The 22,752-nt window shown below is 66.5% G+C and carries 17 protein-coding genes and 1 tRNA gene; 3 read left to right on the top strand and 15 right to left on the bottom strand.

The window, feature by feature from the left end; genetic code table 11:
• Nucleotides 1-130 precede the first annotated feature (130 nt).
• The 12 genes from fusA to PXH83_RS17700 form a co-directional block, all read right to left on the bottom strand.
• A complete protein-coding gene (gene fusA, locus PXH83_RS17755) occupies nt 131-2,260 on the bottom strand; it encodes an elongation factor G (protein WP_274561379.1) in 2,130 nt (709 codons plus the stop codon).
• Nucleotides 2,261-2,298: 38 nt separating this feature from the next.
• The gene (gene rpsG, locus PXH83_RS17750; protein WP_028812383.1) at nt 2,299-2,769 is read right to left on the bottom strand and encodes a 30S ribosomal protein S7; all 471 of its coding nucleotides are present in this window, start codon (nt 2,767-2,769) and stop codon (nt 2,299-2,301) included.
• Nucleotides 2,770-2,771: 2 nt separating this feature from the next.
• On the bottom strand, nt 2,772-3,143 hold the full coding sequence (gene rpsL / locus PXH83_RS17745; protein ID WP_003948652.1) for a 30S ribosomal protein S12: 372 nt from the start codon (nt 3,141-3,143) through the stop codon (nt 2,772-2,774).
• Nucleotides 3,144-3,556: 413 nt separating this feature from the next.
• Complete coding sequence (locus tag PXH83_RS17740) at nt 3,557-7,456, bottom strand: DNA-directed RNA polymerase subunit beta' (RefSeq protein WP_274561378.1); 3,900 nt, start codon at nt 7,454-7,456, stop codon at nt 3,557-3,559.
• Between the two features lie 97 nt (nt 7,457-7,553).
• Nucleotides 7,554-11,036 carry a DNA-directed RNA polymerase subunit beta gene (rpoB, locus tag PXH83_RS17735; RefSeq protein ID WP_214920417.1) on the bottom strand — a complete coding sequence of 1,161 codons (3,483 nt, stop codon included), beginning with the start codon at nt 11,034-11,036 and terminating at the stop codon, nt 7,554-7,556.
• 552 nt (nt 11,037-11,588) lie between these two features.
• Nucleotides 11,589-11,972: a 50S ribosomal protein L7/L12 gene (rplL, locus tag PXH83_RS17730; RefSeq protein ID WP_214920418.1), complete on the bottom strand. Its 384-nt coding sequence runs from the start codon at nt 11,970-11,972 to the stop codon at nt 11,589-11,591.
• A gap of 83 nt (nt 11,973-12,055) precedes the next feature.
• Nucleotides 12,056-12,616: a 50S ribosomal protein L10 gene (gene rplJ, locus PXH83_RS17725; RefSeq protein WP_214920419.1), complete on the bottom strand. Its 561-nt coding sequence runs from the start codon at nt 12,614-12,616 to the stop codon at nt 12,056-12,058.
• 339 nt (nt 12,617-12,955) lie between these two features.
• Nucleotides 12,956-13,678, bottom strand: a complete 723-nt coding sequence (gene rplA / locus PXH83_RS17720; protein ID WP_214920420.1) for a 50S ribosomal protein L1 — start codon at nt 13,676-13,678, stop codon at nt 12,956-12,958.
• Between the two features lie 78 nt (nt 13,679-13,756).
• Nucleotides 13,757-14,191 (bottom strand): 50S ribosomal protein L11, encoded by a 435-nt coding sequence (gene rplK / locus PXH83_RS17715; protein ID WP_214920421.1) that lies wholly within the window; start codon nt 14,189-14,191, stop codon nt 13,757-13,759.
• A gap of 166 nt (nt 14,192-14,357) precedes the next feature.
• Complete coding sequence (gene nusG, locus PXH83_RS17710) at nt 14,358-15,290, bottom strand: transcription termination/antitermination protein NusG (protein WP_274561377.1); 933 nt, start codon at nt 15,288-15,290, stop codon at nt 14,358-14,360.
• 73 nt (nt 15,291-15,363) lie between these two features.
• Entirely contained in the window at nt 15,364-15,651 is a 288-nt protein-coding gene (gene secE / locus PXH83_RS17705; RefSeq protein ID WP_214920423.1) for a preprotein translocase subunit SecE, read from the bottom strand.
• 106 nt (nt 15,652-15,757) lie between these two features.
• Nucleotides 15,758-15,830, bottom strand: a tRNA-Trp gene (locus PXH83_RS17700).
• Between the two features lie 203 nt (nt 15,831-16,033).
• On the opposite strand from PXH83_RS17700, the gene PXH83_RS17695 reads away from it, so the two are divergent.
• Nucleotides 16,034-17,260, top strand: coding sequence for a pyridoxal phosphate-dependent aminotransferase (locus PXH83_RS17695; protein ID WP_274561376.1), 1,227 nt, complete (start codon nt 16,034-16,036; stop codon nt 17,258-17,260).
• 118 nt (nt 17,261-17,378) lie between these two features.
• Nucleotides 17,379-18,398 carry an adenosine deaminase gene (locus PXH83_RS17690; protein WP_274561375.1) on the top strand — a complete coding sequence of 340 codons (1,020 nt, stop codon included), beginning with the start codon at nt 17,379-17,381 and terminating at the stop codon, nt 18,396-18,398.
• 197 nt (nt 18,399-18,595) lie between these two features.
• Here PXH83_RS17690 and PXH83_RS17685 read toward each other — a convergent pair whose 3' ends face one another.
• Nucleotides 18,596-19,186, bottom strand: a complete 591-nt coding sequence (locus tag PXH83_RS17685) for a TetR/AcrR family transcriptional regulator (protein ID WP_274561374.1) — start codon at nt 19,184-19,186, stop codon at nt 18,596-18,598.
• A 102-nt stretch (nt 19,187-19,288) separates the two neighbouring features.
• On the opposite strand from PXH83_RS17685, the gene PXH83_RS17680 reads away from it, so the two are divergent.
• Entirely contained in the window at nt 19,289-19,921 is a 633-nt protein-coding gene (locus PXH83_RS17680; RefSeq protein WP_274561373.1) for an NAD(P)-dependent oxidoreductase, read from the top strand.
• 145 nt (nt 19,922-20,066) lie between these two features.
• Here the strand turns inward: PXH83_RS17680 and PXH83_RS17675 are convergent, their stop codons facing one another.
• Both PXH83_RS17675 and PXH83_RS17670 read right to left on the bottom strand, forming a co-directional pair.
• The gene (locus PXH83_RS17675) at nt 20,067-21,122 is read right to left on the bottom strand and encodes a UDP-N-acetylmuramate dehydrogenase (RefSeq protein WP_274561372.1); all 1,056 of its coding nucleotides are present in this window, start codon (nt 21,120-21,122) and stop codon (nt 20,067-20,069) included.
• A 107-nt stretch (nt 21,123-21,229) separates the two neighbouring features.
• The gene (locus PXH83_RS17670; RefSeq protein ID WP_274561371.1) at nt 21,230-22,666 is read right to left on the bottom strand and encodes an MFS transporter; all 1,437 of its coding nucleotides are present in this window, start codon (nt 22,664-22,666) and stop codon (nt 21,230-21,232) included.
• Nucleotides 22,667-22,752: the final 86 nt, after the last annotated feature.

The raw sequence follows: 22,752 nt of genomic DNA, 5'->3' as shown, positions 1-22,752 counted from the left end.
GGTTCTGTACGCCTTACTTCATCGGCGCCAGGTGATCTTTGCTGGGATGCCGGCCGCCGGGGTTTCCCTCACGGGTTGCGGGGAAAACCCCGGCGGTCGGTGTCAAGCCTAAAGCGTGGACTCGGAAGAGTTACTCGCCCTTGGCCTTCGCGATGATCTCCTCGGCGACGTTCCGCGGAACCTCGGCGTAGGAGTCGAACTGCATCGAGTAGCTTGCGCGACCCGAGGTCTTGCTGCGGAGGTCTCCGACGTAGCCGAACATCTCCGAGAGGGGCACGAGGCCCTTCACGACGCGAGCGCCGCTGCGCTCCTCCATGGCCTGAATCTGGCCACGGCGGGAGTTGAGGTCGCCGATGACATCGCCCATGTAGTCCTCGGGCGTGGTGACCTCGACGGCCATCATCGGCTCGAGGAGCACGGGAGAGGCCTTGCGGGCACCCTCCTTGAACGCCTGCGAACCGGCGATCTTGAAGGCGAGCTCGGAGGAGTCGACCTCGTGGTAACCACCGTCGAGAAGGGTGACGCGAACGCCGACCATCTCGTAACCGGCCAGGATGCCGAACTGCATGGCTTCCTGCGCGCCCGCGTCCACCGACGGGATGTACTCCCGGGGGATGCGGCCACCGGTGACCTTGTTGACGAACTCGTACGAGGCGTCGCCACCCTCGATGGGCTCAAGGGCGATCTGCACCTTCGCGAACTGGCCGGTACCACCAGTCTGCTTCTTGTGCGTGTAGTCGATACGCTCGACGGCCTTGCGGATCGTCTCGCGGTACGCGACCTGGGGCTTGCCGACGTTCGCCTCGACGCGGAACTCGCGCTTCATACGGTCGACAAGAACCTCGAGGTGAAGCTCGCCCATACCGCCGATGACGGTCTGGCCGGTCTCCTCGTTGGTGTGAACCTGGAAGGAGGGGTCCTCCTCCGAGAGACGCTGGATGGCTACACCCAGCTTCTCCTGGTCACCCTTGGACTTGGGCTCGATCGCGACCTCGATGACCGGCGCCGGGAAGTCCATGGACTCCAGGATCACCGGGTTCTTCTCGTCGCAGAGCGTCTCACCGGTGGTGGTCTGCTTCAGGCCCATGACGGCGATGATGTCGCCGGCGCCCACCGAACCGATCTCCTCACGCTTGTTCGCGTGCATGCGGTAGATCTTGCCGATGCGCTCCTTCTTGCCCTTGACCGAGTTCAGCACGGAGCTGCCGGCCTCGAGGCGGCCCGAGTAAACCCGGACGAAGGTGAGCTTGCCGAGGTGCGGGTCGCTCATGATCTTGAAAGCAAGACCGGAGAACGGCTCGTCGTCGGAAGGCTTGCGCTTGACGACAACCTCGGGGTCCTTGACGTCGTGGCCCTCGACGGACTCGACGTCCAGGGGGGACGGCAGGTAGCGGACGACCGCGTCGAGCAGGGGCTGAACACCCTTGTTCTTGAACGCGGTGCCACAGAACACCGGGGTGACGGTGACCGAGTCGGCGCTGCCCTTGGAGGCCAGCGTGATACGGCGGATGGCGGCGTACAGCTGCTCCACCGAAGGCTCCTGGCCCTCGAGGTACAGCTCCATCATCTGCTCGTCGTTCTCGGCGACAGCCTCAAGGAGCTTGCCGCGCCATTCGTCGGCAGCCTCGATGTGGGTGTCCGGGATGTCGACGGTGTCGTACATCTCGCCCTTGGCAGCCTCGGCGGACCAGACAAAGGCCTTCATCGTCACGAGGTCGACGACGCCCTTGAAGTCTGCCTCAGCACCGATCGGGAGCTGCATGACCAGCGGAACCGCACCGAGGCGGTCGACGATCATGTCGACGCAGCGGTGGAACTCGGCGCCGGTGCGGTCGAGCTTGTTGACGAAGCAGATACGCGGCACGCCGTAGCGGTCCGCCTGACGCCAGACAGTCTCGGACTGCGGCTCGACGCCCGCCACACCGTCGAACACGGTGACGGCGCCGTCGAGGACGCGGAGCGAACGCTCCACCTCGACGGTGAAGTCGACGTGACCGGGGGTGTCGATGATGTTGATGGTGTGGTCAACATCTTCGAGCGGCCAGTGGCAGGTCGTCGCGGCAGACGTGATCGTGATGCCGCGCTCCTGCTCCTGCTCCATCCAGTCCATCGTGGCAGCGCCGTCGTGGACTTCACCGATCTTGTAAGACACACCGGTGTAGAAGAGGATCCGCTCGGTGGTGGTCGTCTTGCCCGCGTCGATGTGGGCCATGATCCCGATGTTGCGGACCTTGGCCAGGTCAAGCGAAGTGGTGGCCATAAGGCTCAATCTTCTCTCGGTCTCGATGTGGGTAGCGACTACCAGCGGTAGTGCGCGAAGGCCTTGTTGGACTCGGCCATCTTGTGGGTGTCCTCACGCTTCTTGACAGCAGCGCCAAGACCGTTCGAGGCGTCGAGCAGCTCGTTCATGAGGCGCTCGGTCATGGTCTTCTCGCGGCGGGCGCGGGAGTAACCCACAACCCAGCGCAGCGCGAGGGTGGCCGCACGACCGGGCTTGACCTCGATCGGCACCTGGTAGGTGGCGCCACCGACACGGCGGGACTTGACCTCGAGCGAGGGCTTGACGTTCTCAAGCGCGCGCTTCAGCGTGATGACCGGGTCGTTGCCGGTCTTCTCGCGGAGGCCTTCCATGGCGCCGTACACGATCCGCTCGGCGGTGGAACGCTTGCCGTCGAGGAGGATCTTGTTGATCAACGACGTCACAAGAGGAGAGCTGTAGACCGGGTCAATGATGACCGGGCGCTTCGGGGCGGGGCCCTTACGAGGCATTCTTACTTCTCCTTCTTGGCGCCGTAGCGGCTGCGGGCCTGCTTGCGGTTCTTGACACCCTGGGTGTCGAGCGAGCCGCGGATGATCTTGTAGCGAACACCCGGCAGGTCCTTCACACGGCCACCACGCACGAGCACGATCGAGTGCTCCTGCAGGTTGTGTCCCTCACCCGGGATGTAAGCAGTGACTTCGATCCCGCTGGTCAGACGCACACGCGCGACCTTACGCAGGGCCGAGTTCGGCTTCTTCGGGGTGGTCGTGAACACACGCGTGCAGACACCGCGACGCTGAGGGGAACCCTCAAGTGCGGGCGTCTTGTTCTTCTCGACCTTGTCCTGCCGGCCCTTGCGGACCAGCTGCTGGATCGTAGGCACTACTTCTCCGGTTTCTGTGTGCCGATCACTGTGAAACTAACCTGGAACACCTCCGACCCACGCGGTCGGGTGTGTCGAACACTGCAAGCCCCCGCCAAAACGGAGAAGAGACAGATTGCGGTGTGTTTGTCCTGGCTCTCCGCGCGGACATAGGCACGCACGGGAGCCCAGGCACACCCCAGGCACAAGGTCTGAGCGTACCTACCTCATGGACTTCGGTCAAAACAAATGCCGTGCACCCCAACACGCCGGACTTCCTGAAGGGATCCAGCGGCCCCCGCAACGCCATTCCGGCCACTGAGACGGGTGCCGGCCCGGCAAACGCCGCATGGCCCCACCGGAGGTCCGCACGGGCCTGTAACGCCGAAGGGCGGCCACCCCTTTCGGGATGACCGCCCTGTCAGGCGTTTCGCCTACTGGTTGTACGGACCGTAGTCGTAGTCCTCCAGCGGTACGGCCTGGCCGGAGCCGGTGCCGAACGGCGAGTAGTCGATGTCGTCGTAGCCGACGGCCGAGTACATCGCGGCCTTGGCCTCCTCGGTGGGCTCCACCCGGATGTTGCGGTAGCGGGACAGGCCCGTACCGGCCGGGATGAGCTTACCGATGATGACGTTCTCCTTGAGGCCGATCAGGGAGTCGGACTTGGCGTTGATCGCCGCGTCCGTCAGAACCCTGGTCGTCTCCTGGAAGGACGCCGCCGACAGCCACGACTCGGTCGCCAGCGAGGCCTTGGTGATACCCATCAGCTGCGGACGGCCGGAGGCCGGGTGGCCGCCTTCCGTGACCACACGACGGTTCTCGCCCTCGAAGCGGCCGCGCTCGACGAGCTCGCCCGGAAGCAGCTCGGCGTCGCCCGACTCGATGATCGTCACGCGGCGGAGCATCTGCCGGATGATGATCTCGATGTGCTTGTCGTGGATCGACACACCCTGCGAGTTGTAGACCTTCTGGACCTCGCCGACCAGGTGGACCTGGACCGCGCGCTGACCGAGGATTCGCAGCACGTCGTGCGGGTTGGTGGCACCCACGGTGAGCTTCTGGCCCACCTCGACGTGGTCGCCCTCGCCCACCAGCAGACGGGCACGCTTCGAGATCGGGAACGCCGTCTCGTCGCTGCCGTCGTCGGGGGTGACGACGAGCTTCTTGGTCTTCTCGGTCTCCTCGATACGGATGCGGCCTGCCGCCTCCGAGATCGGGGCGACACCCTTGGGCGTACGAGCCTCGAAGAGCTCGACGACACGGGGCAGACCCTGGGTGATGTCGTCACCGGCCACACCACCGGTGTGGAAGGTACGCATCGTCAGCTGGGTACCGGGCTCACCGATGGACTGGGCGGCGATGATGCCGACCGCCTCACCGATGTCGACCAGCTTGCCGGTGGCGAGCGAGCGTCCGTAGCAGAAGGCACAGGTGCCGACCGCGGACTCACAGGTCAGGACCGAGCGGGTCTTGACCTCCTCGACACCGTGCATGACCAGCTGGTCGATGAGCACGTCACCGAGGTCGACATTGGCCGGCGCGATGACCTTGCCGTCGATGACGACGTCCTCGGCGAGCATGCGTGCGTACACGCTGGTCTCGACATCGTCCGTCTTGCGGAGGATGCCGTCGGCGCCCTTCTCCGCGATCTTCAGCTTGAGGCCGCGGTCGGTGCCACAGTCCTCCTCGCGGATGATCACGTCCTGCGAGACGTCCACCAGACGACGGGTCAGGTAACCCGAGTCGGCGGTACGCAGGGCGGTGTCGGCGAGACCCTTACGGGCACCGTGGGTGGAGATGAAGTACTCCAGCACGGACAGACCCTCACGGAACGACGCCTTAATGGGGCGAGGAATCGTCTCGTTCTTGGCGTTCGACACCAGACCACGCATACCGGCGATCTGACGCATCTGCATCATGTTTCCTCGGGCACCCGAGTCAACCATCATGAAGATGGGGTTCGTCTTGGGGAAGTTCGCGTTCATCGCCTCGGCAACCTCATTGGTCGCCTTGGTCCAGATCGCGATGAGCTCCTGAGTGCGCTCTTCCTTGGTGATGAGACCGCGCTCGTACTGCTTCTGGACCTTCTCGTCCTGTGCCTCGTAGCCCTTGACGATGGCCTTCTTGGCCTCGGGCACGACGACGTCGGAGATGGCCACGGTGACGCCCGAACGGGTCGCCCAGTGGAAGCCGGCCGCCTTCAGGTTGTCGAGCGTCGCCGCCACGATGACCTTGGGGTAGCGCTCCGCCAGGTCGTTGACGATCTCGGAGAGCTGCTTCTTGCCCACCGAGTAGTCGACGAACGGGTAGTCCTCGGGCAGCAGCTCGTTGAAGAGCGCGCGGCCCAGGGTCGTACGCAGACGGAAGCTGTCGCCCTGCTGGAACTCCTGCTCGCCCTCATCGGCGACCGGCGGCACCCAGCCACGCGGCGGGATGGTGCCCACCGGGAAGCGGATGTCGACCTTGGCCTGGAGCGAGAGCTCACGGTTGTCGAACGCCATGGTCGCCTCGGCGGTCGAGCCGAAGCTGCGGCCCTCACCGATGACCTTGCGCTCTTCCTCGTCGGTCGTGAGGAAGAAGAGACCGAGAACCATGTCCTGGGTCGGCATGGTGACGGGACGACCGTCTGCCGGCTTCAGGATGTTGTTCGAGGACAGCATCAGGATGCGGGCCTCGGCCTGCGCCTCCGCGGAGAGCGGCAGGTGCACGGCCATCTGGTCACCGTCGAAGTCCGCGTTGAACGCGGTGCAGACGAGCGGGTGGATCTGGATGGCCTTGCCCTCGACCAGCTGCGGCTCGAAGGCCTGGATGCCGAGGCGGTGCAGCGTCGGCGCACGGTTCAGCAGAACCGGGTGCTCGGCGATGACCTCTTCCAGCACGTCGTACACGACGGTCCGGCCGCGCTCGACCATGCGCTTCGCCGACTTGATGTTCTGCGCGTGGTTGAGGTCAACCAGACGCTTCATCACGAACGGCTTGAAGAGCTCCAGCGCCATGGCCTTGGGCAGACCGCACTGGTGCAGCTTCAGCTGCGGGCCGACGACGATCACGGAACGCGCGGAGTAGTCCACACGCTTACCGAGAAGGTTCTGACGGAAACGACCCTGCTTGCCCTTGAGCATGTCGCTCAGGGACTTCAGCGGGCGGTTACCGGGACCGGTGACCGGGCGACCGCGGCGGCCGTTGTCGAACAGCGCGTCGACGGCCTCCTGCAGCATCCGCTTCTCGTTGTTCACGATGATCTCGGGGGCACCGAGGTCAAGGAGACGCTTGAGGCGGTTGTTGCGGTTGATCACGCGGCGGTACAGGTCGTTCAGGTCGGAGGTCGCGAAGCGGCCACCGTCCAGCTGCACCATCGGACGCAGGTCCGGCGGGATGACCGGCACGCAGTCCAGCACCATGCCCTTGGGGCTGTTGCTGGTCTGCAGGAACGCGGAGACGACCTTGAGGCGCTTGAGCGCACGGGTCTTCTTCTGGCCCTTGCCGGTACGGATGATCTCGCGAAGCTTCTCGGCCTCTTCGTTGAGGTCGAACGACTCCAGACGCTTCTGCAGAGCAGCAGCACCCATCGAGCCGTCGAAGTACGTACCGAAGCGGTCGCGCAGCTCGCGGTAGAGCAGCTCGTCGCCCTCAAGGTCCTGGACCTTGAGGTTCTTGAAGCGGTTCCACACCTCGTCGAGACGGTCGATCTCGCGCTGCGCACGGTCGCGCAGCTGCTTCATCTCACGCTCGGCACCTTCGCGCACCTTGCGGCGTACGTCGGCCTTGGCGCCCTCGGCCTCCAGCTCGGCCAGGTCGGTCTCGAGCTTCTTGGCGCGGGCTTCGAGGTCGGAGTCGCGACGGTTCTCGACCTGCTGACGCTCGACGGAGACGTGCGCCTCCAGCGAGGGCAGGTCGCGCGTCCGGCGCTCCTCGTCCACGAAGGTGATCATGTACGCGGCGAAGTAGATGACCTTTTCGAGGTCCTTCGGCGCGAGGTCCAGCAGGTATCCAAGGCGCGAGGGGACGCCCTTGAAGTACCAGATGTGAGTGACGGGCGCGGCCAGCTCAATGTGGCCCATCCGCTCACGACGCACCTTGGCGCGAGTGACCTCGACGCCGCAGCGTTCGCAGATGATGCCCTTGAAGCGGACACGCTTGTACTTGCCGCAGTAGCACTCCCAGTCCCTGGTCGGACCGAAGATCTTCTCGCAGAAGAGTCCGTCCTTTTCGGGCTTGAGCGTGCGGTAGTTGATGGTCTCCGGCTTCTTCACTTCGCCGTGCGACCAGGTCCGGATGTCGTCCGCGGTGGCAAGGCCGATCCGCAGCTCGTCGAAGAAGTTGACGTCGAGCACTTGTCGTCAATCCCTCTTTCGGGGTCGAGTCTCAATCAATGGTCTGAACGGGTCCGGGGAGGGCCGGGAGTCCGGTGAAGGACTCCCGGCCTGCCCGTCAGACCTCTTCGACGCTGCTCGGCTCGCGCCGGGACAGGTCGATACCGAGCTCCTCCGCTGCGCGGAAGACGTCCTCGTCCGTGTCGCGCATTTCGATGGACATACCGTCCGAGGACAGCACCTCCACGTTGAGGCAGAGCGACTGCATTTCCTTGATGAGCACCTTGAAGGACTCAGGAATGCCGGGCTCAGGGATGTTCTCGCCCTTGACGATGGCCTCGTAGACCTTCACGCGGCCGGTCACGTCGTCGGACTTGATGGTCAGCAGCTCCTGGAGGGCGTAAGCGGCGCCGTAAGCCTCGAGCGCCCACACCTCCATTTCACCGAATCGCTGGCCACCGAACTGAGCCTTACCACCCAGCGGCTGCTGAGTGATCATGGAGTACGGGCCGGTCGAACGAGCGTGGAGCTTGTCGTCGACCAGGTGGTGGAGCTTGAGGATGTACATGTACCCGACCGAGATCGGGTCCGGGAACGGCTCACCCGAGCGACCGTCGAACAGGTTGGCCTTGCCGGAGGGCTGGACCATCCGGTTGCCGTCGCGGTTCGGGATCGTGGACTCGAAGAGACCGGAGATCTCGTCCTCGCGCGCACCGTCGAAGACCGGCGTGGCGACGTTCGTGCCGGCGGCGACCTCGTCGGCGCCGATGACCTTGAGCCGCTCCATCCACTCCTCGCTGCCCTCGACCTTCCAGCCCTGACTGGCGAGCCAGCCCAGGTGGATTTCGAGGACCTGTCCCGGGTTCATTCGGGACGGGACACCCAGCGGGTTGAGGATGATGTCGACCGGGGTGCCGTCCTCCATGAACGGCATGTCCTCGATCGGCAGGATCTTCGAGATGACGCCCTTGTTGCCGTGACGGCCGGCGAGCTTGTCACCATCGGTGATCTTGCGCTTCTGCGCGACGTACACGCGAACCAGCTGGTTCACGCCCGGCGGCAGCTCGTCGCCCTCTTCGCGGTCGAAGACGCGGACGCCGATGATCTTGCCGACCTCGCCGTGCGGCACCTTCAGCGAAGTGTCACGGACCTCGCGCGCCTTCTCACCGAAGATCGCGCGAAGCAGACGCTCTTCCGGCGTCAGCTCGGTCTCACCCTTGGGCGTGACCTTGCCGACGAGGATGTCACCGGCGACGACCTCGGCACCGATACGGATGATGCCGCGCTCGTCGAGGTCCGCGAGGACCTCTTCGGAGACGTTCGGGATGTCCCGGGTGATCTCCTCCGGGCCGAGCTTGGTGTCACGGGCGTCGACCTCGTGCTCCTCGATGTGGATCGAGGAGAGGACGTCGTCCTGCACCAGACGCTGGCTGAGGATGATCGCGTCTTCGTAGTTGTGACCCTCCCACGGCATGAACGCCACGAGCAGGTTCTTGCCGAGCGCCATCTCACCCTGCTGGGTGGCGGGCCCGTCGGCGAGGACCTGGCCCTCGACGACCCGGGCACCCTCGTCGACGACAACCTTCTGGTTGACCGAGGTGCCCTGGTTGGAGCGGGAGAACTTGGCGATGCGGTACGTGGTGTACGTACCGTCGTCGTTGGCGACGGTGACGTAGTCCGCGGAAACCTCCTGGACCACGCCCTCCTTCTCCGCCTTGATGACGTCACCGGCGTCGACCGCACAGCGGTATTCCATGCCGGTGCCGACGAGCGGCGCCTCGGACGTGATCAGCGGCACGGCCTGACGCATCATGTTCGCGCCCATGAGCGCGCGGTTTGCGTCGTCGTGCTCGAGGAACGGGATCATCGCGGTCGCGACCGACACCATCTGGCGCGGCGAGACGTCCATGTAGTCGACGTCGTCGCCCGGGATGTAGTCGATCTCGCCGCCACGACGGCGGACCAGGACGCGGGACTCCTCGAAGCGCATGTCCTCGGAGAGCGTCGCGTTGGCCTGCGCGATGACGAAGCGGTCCTCTTCGTCGGCCGTCAGGTAGTCGACGTCGTCGGTGACGACACCGTCGACGACCTTGCGGTACGGCGTCTCGACGAAGCCGAACGCGTTGACGCGGCCGTACGAGGCGAGCGAACCGATCAGACCGATGTTCGGGCCTTCAGGGGTCTCAATCGGGCACATGCGGCCGTAGTGAGACGGGTGCACGTCACGGACCTCGAAGCCGGCCCGCTCACGGGAGAGACCACCCGGGCCAAGCGCCGACAGACGGCGCTTGTGGGTGAGACCCGACAGCGGGTTGTTCTGGTCCATGAACTGCGACAGCTGGCTGGTGCCGAAGAACTCCTTGATGGAGGCGACGACCGGCCGGATGTTGATCAGCGTCTGGGGCGTGATCGCCTCGACGTCCTGAGTCGTCATGCGCTCACGCACGACGCGCTCCATACGAGCCAGACCCGTACGGACCTGGTTCTGGATGAGCTCGCCGACGTTACGCAGACGACGGTTGCCGAAGTGGTCGATGTCGTCGGTCTCGACGACGATGTTCCGGCCCGACTCGCCGACCGTCTCGACCTCGCCGGCGTGCAGCCGGACCAGGTACTTGATGGTGGCGATGATGTCCTTGCTGGTGAGGACACCCGCGTTCAGCGGCTCGTCCGCGCCGAGCTTCTTGTTCACCTTGTAGCGGCCGACCTTCGCGAGGTCGTAGCGCTTCGGGTTGAAGTAGAGGTTCTCGAGCAGCGTCTGAGCAGCCTCGCGCGTGGGCGGCTCGCCCGGGCGCAGCTTGCGGTAGATGTCGAGCAGCGCGTCGTCCTGGCCCTGGGTGTGGTCCTTCTCCAGGGTGGCGCGCATCGATTCGTACTCGCCGAACTCCTCGAGGATCTGCTCGGTGGTCCAACCGAGAGCCTTGAGCAGGACAGTGACGGACTGCTTGCGCTTGCGGTCGATGCGTACACCGACCATGTCGCGCTTGTCGATCTCCATCTCCAGCCAGGCACCCCGGGAAGGGATGATCTTGGCGGAGAAGATGTCCTTGTCGGACGTCTTGTCGATGGAGGAGTCGAAGTAAACACCCGGCGAGCGGACCAGCTGCGACACAACGACACGCTCGGTGCCGTTGATGACGAAGGTGCCCTTGTTGGTCATGAGCGGGAAATCGCCCATGAAGACCGTCTGGGACTTGATCTCGCCGGTCTCGTTGTTCGTGAATTCTGCGGTGACGAAGAGCGGGGCAGCGAACGTGAAGTCGCGCTCCTTGCACTCGTCGATCGAGTTCTTCGGGGGCTCGAAACGGTGGTCGCGGAACGTCAGCGACATCGACCCGGAGAAGTCCTCGATCGGCGAGATCTCCTCGAAGATCTCTTCCAGACCGGACTTGGTGGGGACGTCCTGTCCACTCTCGAGAGCAGCCTCGACGCGACCCTTCCACGCGGCATTACCGAGCAGCCAGTCAAAGCTCTCGGTCTGCAGCGCGAGGAGGTTCGGAACCTCGAGGGGCTCCTTGATCTTTGCAAAGGAGATGCGCAGCGGGGCGGTGCTGGCGCCGTTGTTCGTATTGGAGGTCGAGGCGTTGCGCGAGGCGGCCAAGAGGGGGTCCTTCCGAGGGCTCGGACTCACTACGCGCGTACCGGTCCCAAGCTGGTCACAGAGACAGAAATCCCAAGGTCATGGAAGTTCTCTCATCGATGCTCAAGCGTGGGCATGCCCCTGGTGACGGGCAGGAGGCAGCTAACAGGCAGCGCAAAGGGTCAGTGTAGCCACTTGGCCCACTGATGTCCAGAGCGGGATTTTTGAGACCCTCGCTGTACTCAACTCCTGCGGCAAGCCACGCGCTGTATGCGCATATCAGTACTGCCCTCTACGTCGCCGATCCATGCCTCGGATCCGGATCGGTATGACGACGCGTCCTGAGAATTGCGCGCCTCGTGCGGTTCGTCAAGGCCCCCTCGCCCTCCGCCGAGATCGTCACTGGCCACGGCGCCGCAGAGGCACCTGGACACCCCGGGGCGTACGGCGAAGATCACGATACTCGTCACGGCGCCAAGAGCAAGGCAGGCGTCCCGGGAACGCCTGAAGGCGACCACCCGGATGGGTGATCGCCTTCAGAACGAGAACAGCTGAGTCAGAGACTCAACGGAGTCACTTGACCTCGACGCCCGCGCCGGCGGCCTTGAGGGACTCGGCAGCCTTCTCGGCGGCCTCCTTGGTGACCTTCTCGAGGACGGGCTTCGGAGTGCCGTCGACGAGGTCCTTGGCCTCCTTCAGACCCAGCGAGGTCAGCTCACGCACGACCTTGATGACCTGGATCTTCTTCTCGCCGGCACCCGTGAGGATGACGTCGAACTCGTCCTGCTCCTCGACGGCCTCGGCGGCGGCAGCAGCGCCACCGGCGGCGGCAACGGCGACCGGGGCGGCAGCCTTGACGTCGAACTTCTCCTCGAAGGCCTTGACGAACTCGGAGAGCTCGATGAGGGTCAGGGTCTCGAACTGCTCGAGCAGCTCGTCCTGGGACAGCTTCGCCATGATGGCGTCCTTCCACTAATTCGGCAGGTGCCGGGTGTACATGAAGGCGGGCGTACGCGCCCGCTGCGACCAGGGGCGGAGAGTTACTCCGCCACCTCGGCCTCGGCGGGAGCCGGCGTACCGGCACCGCCCTGCTCGACCTTGGCGCGAAGCGCGTCCGCAGTGCGGGCGAACTCCGTCAGCGGAGCCTGGAACGTCGCCGCGGCCTTGGCCATCGACGCCTTGATTCCACCGGCCACCTTGGCGAGCAGAACCTCGCGGGACTCAAGGTCCGCGAGCTTCTTGATCTCATCGGCGGACAGCGCCTTACCGTCAAGGACACCGCCCTTGATGATGAGGTTGGGGTTTTCCTTGGCGAAGTCACGAAGACCCTTCGCCGACTCCACCGGGTCACCGGTGATGAAGGCAACCGCCGTCGGCCCTGCGAACAGGTCGTCCAGCGTGTTGATCCCGGCCTCGTTGGCCGCGATCTTGGTCAGCGTGTTCTTCACCACGGCGTACTGGGCGTTCTCACCGAGCGAACGACGCAGCGTCTTGAGCTGCGTCACGGTGAGACCCCGGTACTCGGTCAGCACGGCGGCGTTCGAGCTACGGAACTGGTCCGCAAGCTCGGCTACCGCGGCAGCCTTGTCGGGCCTTGCCATAGAGCGTCGGCCTCCTTCCGGGTGATGAGGACCGCTCAGAAGGGGCTGGGCAAAACGAAACGCCCCGGCGCAGGCGCACGGGGCGTAGCTCGACCGACTGTGCTCTTGGAAGAGCGCGTCCGGGAGCTTTCCACGGTCACCTGCGCAGGTCGTCCGCACCTAGCGGATCCTTCGGCCACCGAACCTTCTTGCGAAGGCACAGCAACGACCAGCGGTCTTTGGCTTCTGGGAGAGACTACGTGAACCTGCACGGTTTAAGCAAATCGGGCCCTGCGCCTCCAAAAGGAAGGCACAGGGCCCGATTCAGCCACTCAGTGTGAGCCGTCAGGCTCGACCCGGTCAGACAGCTGCCGGGTCCTCCTCGACGAGGAGGTTACGGGTGCGGTTGGCGTCCAGCGGGATGCCGGGGCCCATCGTCGTGGCCAGGGAGGCCTTCTTGATGTAGCGGCCCTTCGCGGCGGACGGCTTGAGGCGGAGGATCTCCTCCAGCGCCGCGGCGTAGTTCTCGACCAGCTTCGTCTCGTCGAAGGAGACCTTGCCGATGATGAAGTGCAGGTTCGAGTGCTTGTCGACGCGGAACTCGATCTTGCCGCCCTTGATGTCCGTGACAGCCTTCGCCACGTCCGGGGTGACCGTTCCGGTCTTCGGGTTCGGCATCAGACCACGCGGACCGAGCACGCGGCCGAGGCGGCCGACCTTGCCCATGAGGTCCGGGGTGGCGACGACGGCGTCGAAGTCCAGACGGCCCTTCGCAACCTCGTCGATGAGCTCGTCGGAGCCGACAATGTCGGCGCCGGCGGCCTCCGCGGCCGCAGCACGGTCACCGGTCGCGAAGACCAGGACCCGGGCGGTCTTGCCGGTGCCGTGCGGCAGGTTCACGGTGCCGCGGACCATCTGGTCGGCCTTGCGCGGGTCGACACCCAGACGCATGGCGACCTCGACGGTGCCGTCGAACTTCGTGGAAGAGGTGTCCTTGGCGATACGGACGGCCTCGAGCGGGGCGTACAGGCGCTCCCGGTCGATCTTGGCGTCCGCGCTGCGGAAGTTCTTGCTGCGCTTCACTACTGCTCCTGATGTGTGGAGATGGAGTCGTGGTGCGGACCAGCGCTTGGCCCTACCACTGAGGTGCTACGGGGACTGTCAGCCCTCGACCGTGATGCCCATGGAACGGGCGGTGCCGGCGATGATCTTGTCCGCGGCGTCCAGGTCGTTGGCGTTCAGGTCGGGCAGCTTGACCGTCGAGATCTCGCGCACCTGAGCGGCGGTGAGCTTCGCGACCTTGGTCTTGTGCGGCTCGCCCGAGCCCTTGTCCACACCAGCGGCCTTGAGGATCAGCTTGGCGGCCGGCGGAGTCTTGGTGATGAAGGTGAAGGAACGGTCTTCGTAGACCGTGATCTCCACCGGCACGACCATGCCACGCTGCGACTCGGTCGCGGCGTTGTAGGCCTTGCAGAACTCCATGATGTTGACGCCGTGCTGACCCAGTGCGGGGCCGACCGGCGGAGCCGGGTTGGCCGCGCCGGCCTGGATCTGGAGCTTGATAAGCCCCGTGACCTTCTTCTTCTTGGGAGGCATTGCTCTCTCCGGGTCCTAGTGAGAGTTTTCAGCCATCCGTCCGTTGATCCGGACGGAGGCATACCGCACAACGATAACGGGTATCACCGTGCAGCTAAAACCGAGCAGGTCAGACAGGCTACGAGAGCCGGTCTGACCTGTTCGGAGGCATGTGTTCCAGAGACGGTCAGTTCTTCTGGATCTGGTCGAAGCTGAGCTCGACCGGGGTCTCGCGGCCGAAGATCTCGACGAGACCCTTGACCTTCTTCGAGTCGGCGTTGATCTCGTTGATCGTCGCCTGGAGTGTCGCGAAGGGACCGTCGGTGACGGTGACCGAGTCGCCCACCTCGAAGTCCAGCACCTGGACCTCGACCTTGCGGGACGGAGCCGGCTTGCCCTCGGCCTCTGCGGCCTCGCGGGCGGCCTTCTCCTCGGCCTCCGGGGCGAGCATCTTGACGATCTCGTCCAGGGTCAGCGGGTACGGGTCGTAGGCATTGCCGACGAAGCCGGTGACGCCGGGGGTGTTGCGGACAACGCCCCAGGACTCGTTGGTGAGGTCCATGCGGACCAGGACGTAACCGGGAAGCTTGTTCTGGCGGACGTTCTTGCGCTCGCCGTTCTTGATCTGGACGATCTCTTCCTCGGGCACTTCGGCCTGGTAGATGAACTCCTCGACGTTCAGCGAAACGGCGCGCTGCTCCAGGTTCGCCTTCACGCGCTTCTCGTACCCGGCGTACGTGTGGATGACGTACCACTCGCCGGGCAGGGTGCGGAGTTCCTCGCGGAGGGCCGCGACCGGGTCGACCGGCTCGGCAGGGACCTCTTCGGCCTCTTCCTCGGCGGCCTCGGCGGACTCGGCTTCAGCGACGGCGGCTTCCTCGTCGGAGGCCTCGCCCTCTGCTTCGGCGCCCACTGCTTCGGCGACGTCGTCCTCGGTGGCGGTCTCGTCGACCGTCTCGTCCTCGACGTGCATGGCGGCCTCTTCGGCTGCCTCGCCCGCAGCGGCGTCAGCAGCTTCCGCCTGGTCCTCGTCGGCCGCCTCGACGATGTCGAGCTGGTCCTCAGCGGACTCCAGGCTTTCGCTCGGCTCGACGGCGTCGTTCAGGTTCGGGTCAGACACGGTGGCTGCTTCTTCCTGGATACATATGGGTGGAACGGCGAAAGGGGCGCCGGGAGAGACGCCCTACGCGGGATCAGCCGAAGACATACTTGACGGCTCGGGCGAAGCCCGTGTCGATCACGGTCACAATGCCGATCATGACGACGACGAAGACAATCACCACAGTGGTGTACGTCGTCAGCTGGCTGCGCGTGGGCCAGACGACCTTGCGCAGCTCTGCGACGATCTGACGGTAGAAGAGCGCGAGACGGCCCAGGGGGCCCTTCTTGCCGCGCTTACCGCCTTTACGAGACTTCTTCTTGGACTCCGGCGTCTCGTCCTGGGCATCAGGCATGTCGATGGAGCCCACGGCGTCCGTCACGCTTCTCACCTGATTCCGGGTCGTGGCCGTGCCGCGCCCGGTCGAGCCGCACGGCTATGCATAGAAGTACGTACATGCGCACACATCCTGGCGAAGGTGTGTGTAGCAGGGCCGGAGGGACTTGAACCCCCAACCGCTGGTTTTGGAGACCAGTGCTCTACCAATTGAGCTACGACCCTTTGTGGTTCCCCAACCTACCGCATACGACCGAGTGCACGGAGTGCGCACGGTGAAGCCGCTGTTGAGGGCCAACGACGAGTGAGTGTACGTGGTCACAGGCCCGGCGTCGAACAGATAGCTCCTGACCACTCCCCGTGTGCTTCCTGTCCGCTCCTCGATATCTGTGTGCTGTGCGCGTTTTCGGTCTGGGACGATGGGCCGTATGAGCGCTGCAACTCCTCCGACCGAGCGCCGGGTTTCTGCCCGAATCGGCGCTATCTCCGAGTCCGCCACCCTTGCCGTGGATGCCAAGGCCAAGGCCCTGAAGGCCGCAGGCCGTCCGGTCATCGGCTTCGGTGCGGGCGAGCCCGACTTCCCTACACCCGGCTACATCGTCGAGGCCGCGATCGAGGCCTGCTCCAACCCGAAGTACCACCGCTACACACCGGCGGGCGGGCTCCCCGAGCTCAAGGCCGCGATCGCCGCGAAGACGCTGCGTGACTCGGGTTACGAGGTGGACGCCTCGCAGATCCTGGTCACCAACGGCGGCAAGCAGGCCATCTACGAAGCCTTCGCCGCGATCCTGGATCCGGGCGACGAGGTCATCGTGCCGGCGCCGTACTGGACGACGTACCCCGAGTCGATCCGTCTCGCGGGCGGCGTGCCGGTCGAGGTCGTGGCTGACGAGACCACCGGTTACCGGGTCTCCGTAGAGCAGCTGGAGGCGGCCCGTACGGAGAAGACCAAGGTCGTCCTCTTCGTTTCGCCGTCCAACCCGACGGGCGCCGTCTACAGCGAGGCCGACGCCGAGGCGATCGGCCGCTGGGCCGTCGAGCACGGGCTGTGGGTGCTGACGGACGAGATCTACGAGCACCTGGTCTACGGCGACGCGAAGTTCACCTCTCTGCCGACGCTCGTGCCCGAGCTGCGCGACAAGTGCATCGTCGTCAACGGGGTCGCGAAGACGTACGCGATGACCGGCTGGCGGGTGGGGTGGATCATCGGCCCGAAGGACGTCGTGAAGGCCGCGACCAACCTCCAGTCGCACGCCACGTCCAACGTGTCGAATGTGGCGCAGATCGCCGCGCTGGCCGCCGTGTCCGGGAACCTGGACGCCGTCGCCGAGATGCGTACCGCCTTCGACCGGCGCCGCCAGACCATCGTGCGGATGCTGAGCGAGATCGACGGCGTGGTCTGCCCCACGCCGGAGGGCGCGTTCTACGCGTACCCGTCGGTGAAGGGGCTCCTCGGCAAGGAGATCCGCGGCAAGCGCCCGGCCACCTCCGTCGAGCTGGCCGCGCTGATCCTGGACGAGGTCGAGGTGGCGGTCGTTCCGGGCGAGGCCTTCGGTACGCCTGGCTACCTGCGGCTTTCGTACGCGCTCGGCGACGAGGACCTGGTCGAGGGTGTCTCGCGGATTCAGAAGCTGCTGGCGGAGGCCCGCGACTGAGTCGGCTGTGCGATGGCGGGCCCCCGGCTGCTGCCGGGGGCCCGTTTCTGCGTTCGGCCAGCTACTCGTTCGAGCAAACACGCTTCCGGGCGGGCCGTGCGTACGGCAGGATCTTGGGATGTTGAGTGTTCGCGATGTCCGACTGCTGCCGAAGGCCCATCTGCACCTGCACTTCACCGGGTCGATGCGGCACACGACCCTGCTTGAGCTGGCCGACAAGTACGGCGTGCACCTGCCCGAGGCGCTGAGCAGCGGGGAGCCGCCGAAGCTGCGGGCGACCGACGAGCGCGGCTGGTTCCGCTTTCAGCGGCTGTACGACGCGGCGCGATCGTGTCTGCGAGAGCCCGAGGACATCCGGCGGCTGGTGCGCGAGGCGGCCGAGGAGGACGTACGGGACGGGTCGGGATGGCTGGAGATCCAGGTCGATCCGACGTCGTACGCCCCGATGCTGGGCGGGCTGATTCCAGCCCTGGAGATCATCCTGGACGCGGTGGACAGCGCATCGCGGGAGACCGGGCTCGGGATGCGGGTGCTGGTCGCGGCGAACCGGATGAAGCATCCCCTGGACGCGCGGACGCTGGCACGGCTTGCGGTGCGTTACGCGGACCGGGGCATCGTCGGCTTCGGGCTGTCCAACGACGAGCGCAGGGGCATGGCCAGGGATTTCGACCGGGCCTTCGCGATCGCCCGGGAGGGCGGGCTGCTTGCCGCGCCGCACGGCGGGGAGCTGACCGGGCCCTCGTCGGTACGGGACTGCCTGGACGATCTGCATGCGACGCGGATCGGGCACGGCGTACGGGCGGCCGAGGACCCGCGGCTGCTACGGAAGCTGGCCGAAAAGGGTGTGACGTGCGAAGTGTGTCCGGCCTCCAATGTGGCGCTGGGTGTGTACGAGAAGCCCGAGGACGTACCGCTGCGGAAGCTGTACGACGCCGGGGTGCCGATGGCGCTGGGCGCGGACGACCCGCTGCTCTTCGGGTCGCGGCTGGCGGCGCAGTACGAGCTGGCACGGCAGCATCACGCGTTCACGGACGCCGAGCTGGCGGAGCTGGCGCGGCAGTCGGTGCGGGGGTCGGCCGCGCCCGGCGACGTACAGGCGAAGATGCTCGCCGGAATCGACGACTGGCTGGCCGCCTAGGGGGTGTCCGGTCGATCTCCGTGGGAGAAGGAGCGGGGCTTGGTGCGTGCAGCTGCAAGGCGGAGGAGGGAGGCGACGCGATGGGGGTCCCCCCTGTTCGAGCGCAGTCGAGAACTTGGGGGAGTCAGCGACCGACGACAACGCCGCAGATGTGCGTGCCAAGCCCCGCGACGCCGCGGAGATCGACCGGACACCCCCTAGCTGATTCCGGCCAGCAGGGTGCGGGCGAGGGCGGCTGCGAACTCGTCGACGGACTGCGGCGGCTTCTTGCCCACCACCGCGTCGTAGGCGAAGGCGCGCTGCGCGCAGGCGCCGAGGAGAAGTGACGCGGCCGCGAAGGTGTCGGCCCCGGCGCTGATCCGGCCGGCTTCGCGCTCGGTACGGAGGTACGCGTCGAGGCCCTCGATGGGCATGTGGGGGCCGGTCCCCATCTCCTGCATCGAGTCGTCGTGGCGGCGCTTGAGCGTGGTCTCGGCGTAGAGCGAGGCGGCGATCGGGAAGCTCTCGGCATAGAAGTGGGCGGCCTGGCGCGCGATCTCGGTGAGGTTCTCCTCGACGGACCGCTCCCCCGGGCGGGCGGCGAGGCGGTGGAGGAGCGGGCCGAGCTGGGGAAGCCGCTCCCGCAGCACGGTCACGAACAGCTCTTCCTTGCTGGTGAAGTGCTTGTAGAGGGCGGCCTCGGAGCAGCCTGCCGCCTTGGCGATCTCCTTGGTGGTGGCGCGGGCCAGGCCGATGGTGCGCATCAGCTCGTGGGAGGCGTCGAGGATCCGCTCGCGGGCCGGCTTCATGGGTGTGTGCTCCATCCAGACTTGACGAGTGAGTGAGTACTTACCCACTCTAGTGACTCCAGGAGTGAGTGAACACTCACACACCCCAGGGAGGGGCAGGCTATGAAGCTCACGGTTTTCGGAGCGACCGGCGGCATAGGGCAGGAGATCGTCAAGCAGGCGCTGGCGGCGGGACACCGGGTCACGGCGGTGGTCCGGGATCCGGCGCGGTTCACGGTGACGGGGCGCGACCTGGAGGTCTTCACAGCCCAGGTGACCGACGCCGAGGCGCTGCGGCCGGCGGTGGCGGGCCGGGATGCGGTGCTCTCCGGTCTCGGGGCACGCACCCGCAAGGACGCGGGCATCGCCGCGACGCTCACCCGGCCGGTGCTGCGGGCGATGGAGGCGGAGGGGACGCGGCGGCTGCTGGTGGTGAGCGCGGGCCCGCTGGCCCCAGTCCCCCGGCGTCAGCCGCTCGTGGACCGACTGACCCTTTCCGTGATCAACACGGTCCTGAAGGACGTGTACGCCGACCTCCGGGTCATGGAGGACGAGCTGGCGCGCTCGGCGACCGACTGGACGTCCGTACGGCCGCCGAAACTGCTGAACAGGCCGGTGACGGGGACGTACCGGACGGTGATCGGCGGCAATCCGCCCAGCGGCAGGACCATCGCGCGGGCCGATGTGGCGCACGCGATGCTCAAGATGATCGACGACCCGGCGACGGTGGGGCAGGGGGTCGGGGTGGCGTACTAGCTGGGATGGCTCCAGCCCGTCCGGCGTTTGGGGGTCTGGGGGCTTGCCCCCAGTTTCGGGAAGGGGCGGGGAGGGGAAAGCGCCGCAGGCACCCGCACCCGCACCCGCACCCGCACCCGCACCCGCACCCGCACCCGCACCCGCACTAAAGACTGACGCCGACCGTAACCGGCTCGTTCACCAGCGTCACCCCGAACGCCTCCCGCACCCCGCCGACAACCTCGCGCGCCAGCGCCAGCAGGTCCTCGGTGGTCGCTTCCCCACGGTTGGTGAGGGCAAGCGTGTGCTTCGTGGAGATACGGGCAGGCCCCACGCCGTAGCCCTTCGTGAAGCCCGCCTTGTCGATCAGCCAGGCCGCGGAGGTCTTGGTACGGCCGTCCCCCGCCGGAAACGCGGGCGGCGCAACATCCGCACCGAGCCGCATCTGCGCCCTGGCCAGGAAGGCGGCGTACTCCTCGCCCGTCAGGATCGGGTTGGTGAAGAAGGAGCCCGCCGACCACGTGTCGTGGTCGGCGGGGTCCAGGACCATCCCCTTGCCCGCGCGCAGCTTCAGCACGGTCTCCCGGGCGAGCGCGGCGGGCACGCGGTCGCCGGCTTCGACGCCCAGGCTCCGTGCGGTCTCGGGGTACTTGATCGGCGCGGACATCCCGCCCGCATCCTCCAGCGCGAGGCGGACACGCAGGACGACGAAGCGGTCCGGGTCCTGTTTGAAGCGGCTGTGGCGGTACGAGAACTCGCACTCGGCGGCCGGGATCGTCACCGTCTCGCTCGCGCGGCGGTCGTAGGCGACGACCTCGGTGATGACGCTGGAGACTTCCTGCCCGTACGCGCCGACGTTCTGAATCGGGGTCGCCCCGGCCGAGCCGGGGATTCCCGCGAGGCACTCGATGCCCGCGAGGCCGGCCTCGACGGTGCGGGCGACGGCGTCCGTCCAGACCTCGCCTGCGGCCAGCTCCAGCTTTACGCCGTCGAGGCGGAAGCCGGTGGTGGCAATGCGCAGGGCGGTGCCGTCGAAGCCCTTGTCGCCGATGACCAGGTTGCTGCCGCCGCCGATGATCAGGAGCGGCGTACCCCTCTCGTCGGCCTCGCGGACGGTGGCGATCACCTCGTCGTCGGTGGTGGCCGTGACGAGACGGGTCGCGGGGCCGCCGAGCCGGAAGGTGGTCAGGGGGGCGAGGGGGGCATCGTGGAGTTCCTGCACGGGGACAAGCGTACGGGGCGCCTCTGACAGGCAGAGGCGCCCTGTACCCAGGTCCGTGCCCCGGGGCCGCATGCCCGGGCCGCATGCTCTGGCCGCGCACCGGTCCGTCAGTGGACGAGTACCTTCTCGCCCTCCGCCGGGGCAGGGGCCGCCGCCTCGTGCCGGGACGGGATCAGCAGAGCCACCACCGCCGCAAGGCCCACGACACCGGCGCCGATCCACAGCGCGGGGATGGTGCCGTCGGTGAAGGTGTCGGCGGATTCGTAGCCGCCGCGGGCGGCGAAGACCGCGCCCAGGACCGCGACGCCGAGGGCTCCTCCGACCTCGCGCAGTGCGTTGTTCGCGCCGGAGGCGATGCCCTGCTCGCCGGGGCGGACGCTGGACATGACCAGGCTGGCGGCGGGGGCGAAGTACAGGGCCATGCCGATGCCGCCGAGGATCAGCGCCGGGAGCTGGGCGGCGTACGACACATCGGGGCCGAGGACCAGGGCGAAGAGCCCGAGACCGACGGCCTGGAGGGCAAGTCCGGTGACCACGACCGGGCGGCCGCCTATGCGGTCGGAGAGATAACCGGCAATGGGCGCCACGATCAGCGGCATACCGGTCCAGGGGAGCATCCGCAGGCCGGCCTCGGTGGGCGAGTAGCCGAGGACACTCTGCAGGAACTGGCTGAGCAGGAAGATCGAGCCGAACATCCCCAGGAACATCAGCAGGCTCGCGATGTTGATCCCGAAGAAGGCTCGGTTACGGAAGAGCCGCATGGGGAGCATGGGGTTTTTGTTGTTGAAGCCGTGATGGACGAAGCCACCTATGAGCGCGCTGCCGAGGATCAGTCCAGTGAGGATCGGAGCGCTGCTCCAGCCGTCCGACTGCCCGTTGACCAGGGCGTACACGATCCCGAAGAGGCCGCCGCTGACCAGGAGCGTGCCGGGGATGTCGAGCCGGGCGTCCGGGGCGTACGACTCCGAGAGGCGGAGCCGGGCGAGCGGCAGCAGCACCAGGCCTATGGGGACGTTCAGCCAGAAGATCCACTGCCAGGAGATGTGCTCGGTGAGGCTGCCGCCGATGAGCGGGCCGCTGGCGACCGCGAGGCCGGTCACGGCGCCGAAGATGCCGAGCGCCATACCGCGGCGTGCTGCGGGTACGGCCGCGGTGAGCAGGGTGAGTGTGAGCGGCATCATGATCGCGGCGCCGACGCCCTGGACTGCCCGGGCGGCGACCAGGGCGTCGATGCCGGGGGCGAGGGCGGCCGCCGCCGATGCGCCGGTGAAGACGGTGAGGCCGACAAGGAAGAGCCTGCGGCGGCCGAACCGGTCGCCGAGGGCCGCGCCCAGCATGAGCAGGACGGCGAAGGTGAGGGTGTACGCGCTGACTGTCCATTCGAGGTCTTCCAGCGCGCCGCCGAGGTCCTTGCGGATGGACGGGAGGGCGGTGGTGACGACGAGGTTGTCGAGCGCCGCCACGAAGCCGGCGACGCTGGTGATGACGAGGGCCCAGGTGGCTCCTCGGCGGCCTGTTGTTGGCTCTTTTGCCTGCTCTTCCACGACTCCCCCTGCTGAGGTTAGTTATTAATTACTAACTTTCTTGGACAGAAAATTCGACGAGACAACGGCAGCCCGCCCCACTCCCG

The organism is Streptomyces spiramyceticus (assembly GCF_028807635.1).
Classification (GTDB): domain Bacteria; phylum Actinomycetota; class Actinomycetes; order Streptomycetales; family Streptomycetaceae; genus Streptomyces; species Streptomyces spiramyceticus.
Note: the sequence above shows the minus strand (reverse complement) of the source record. Positions and strands in the feature narration are given on the sequence as shown.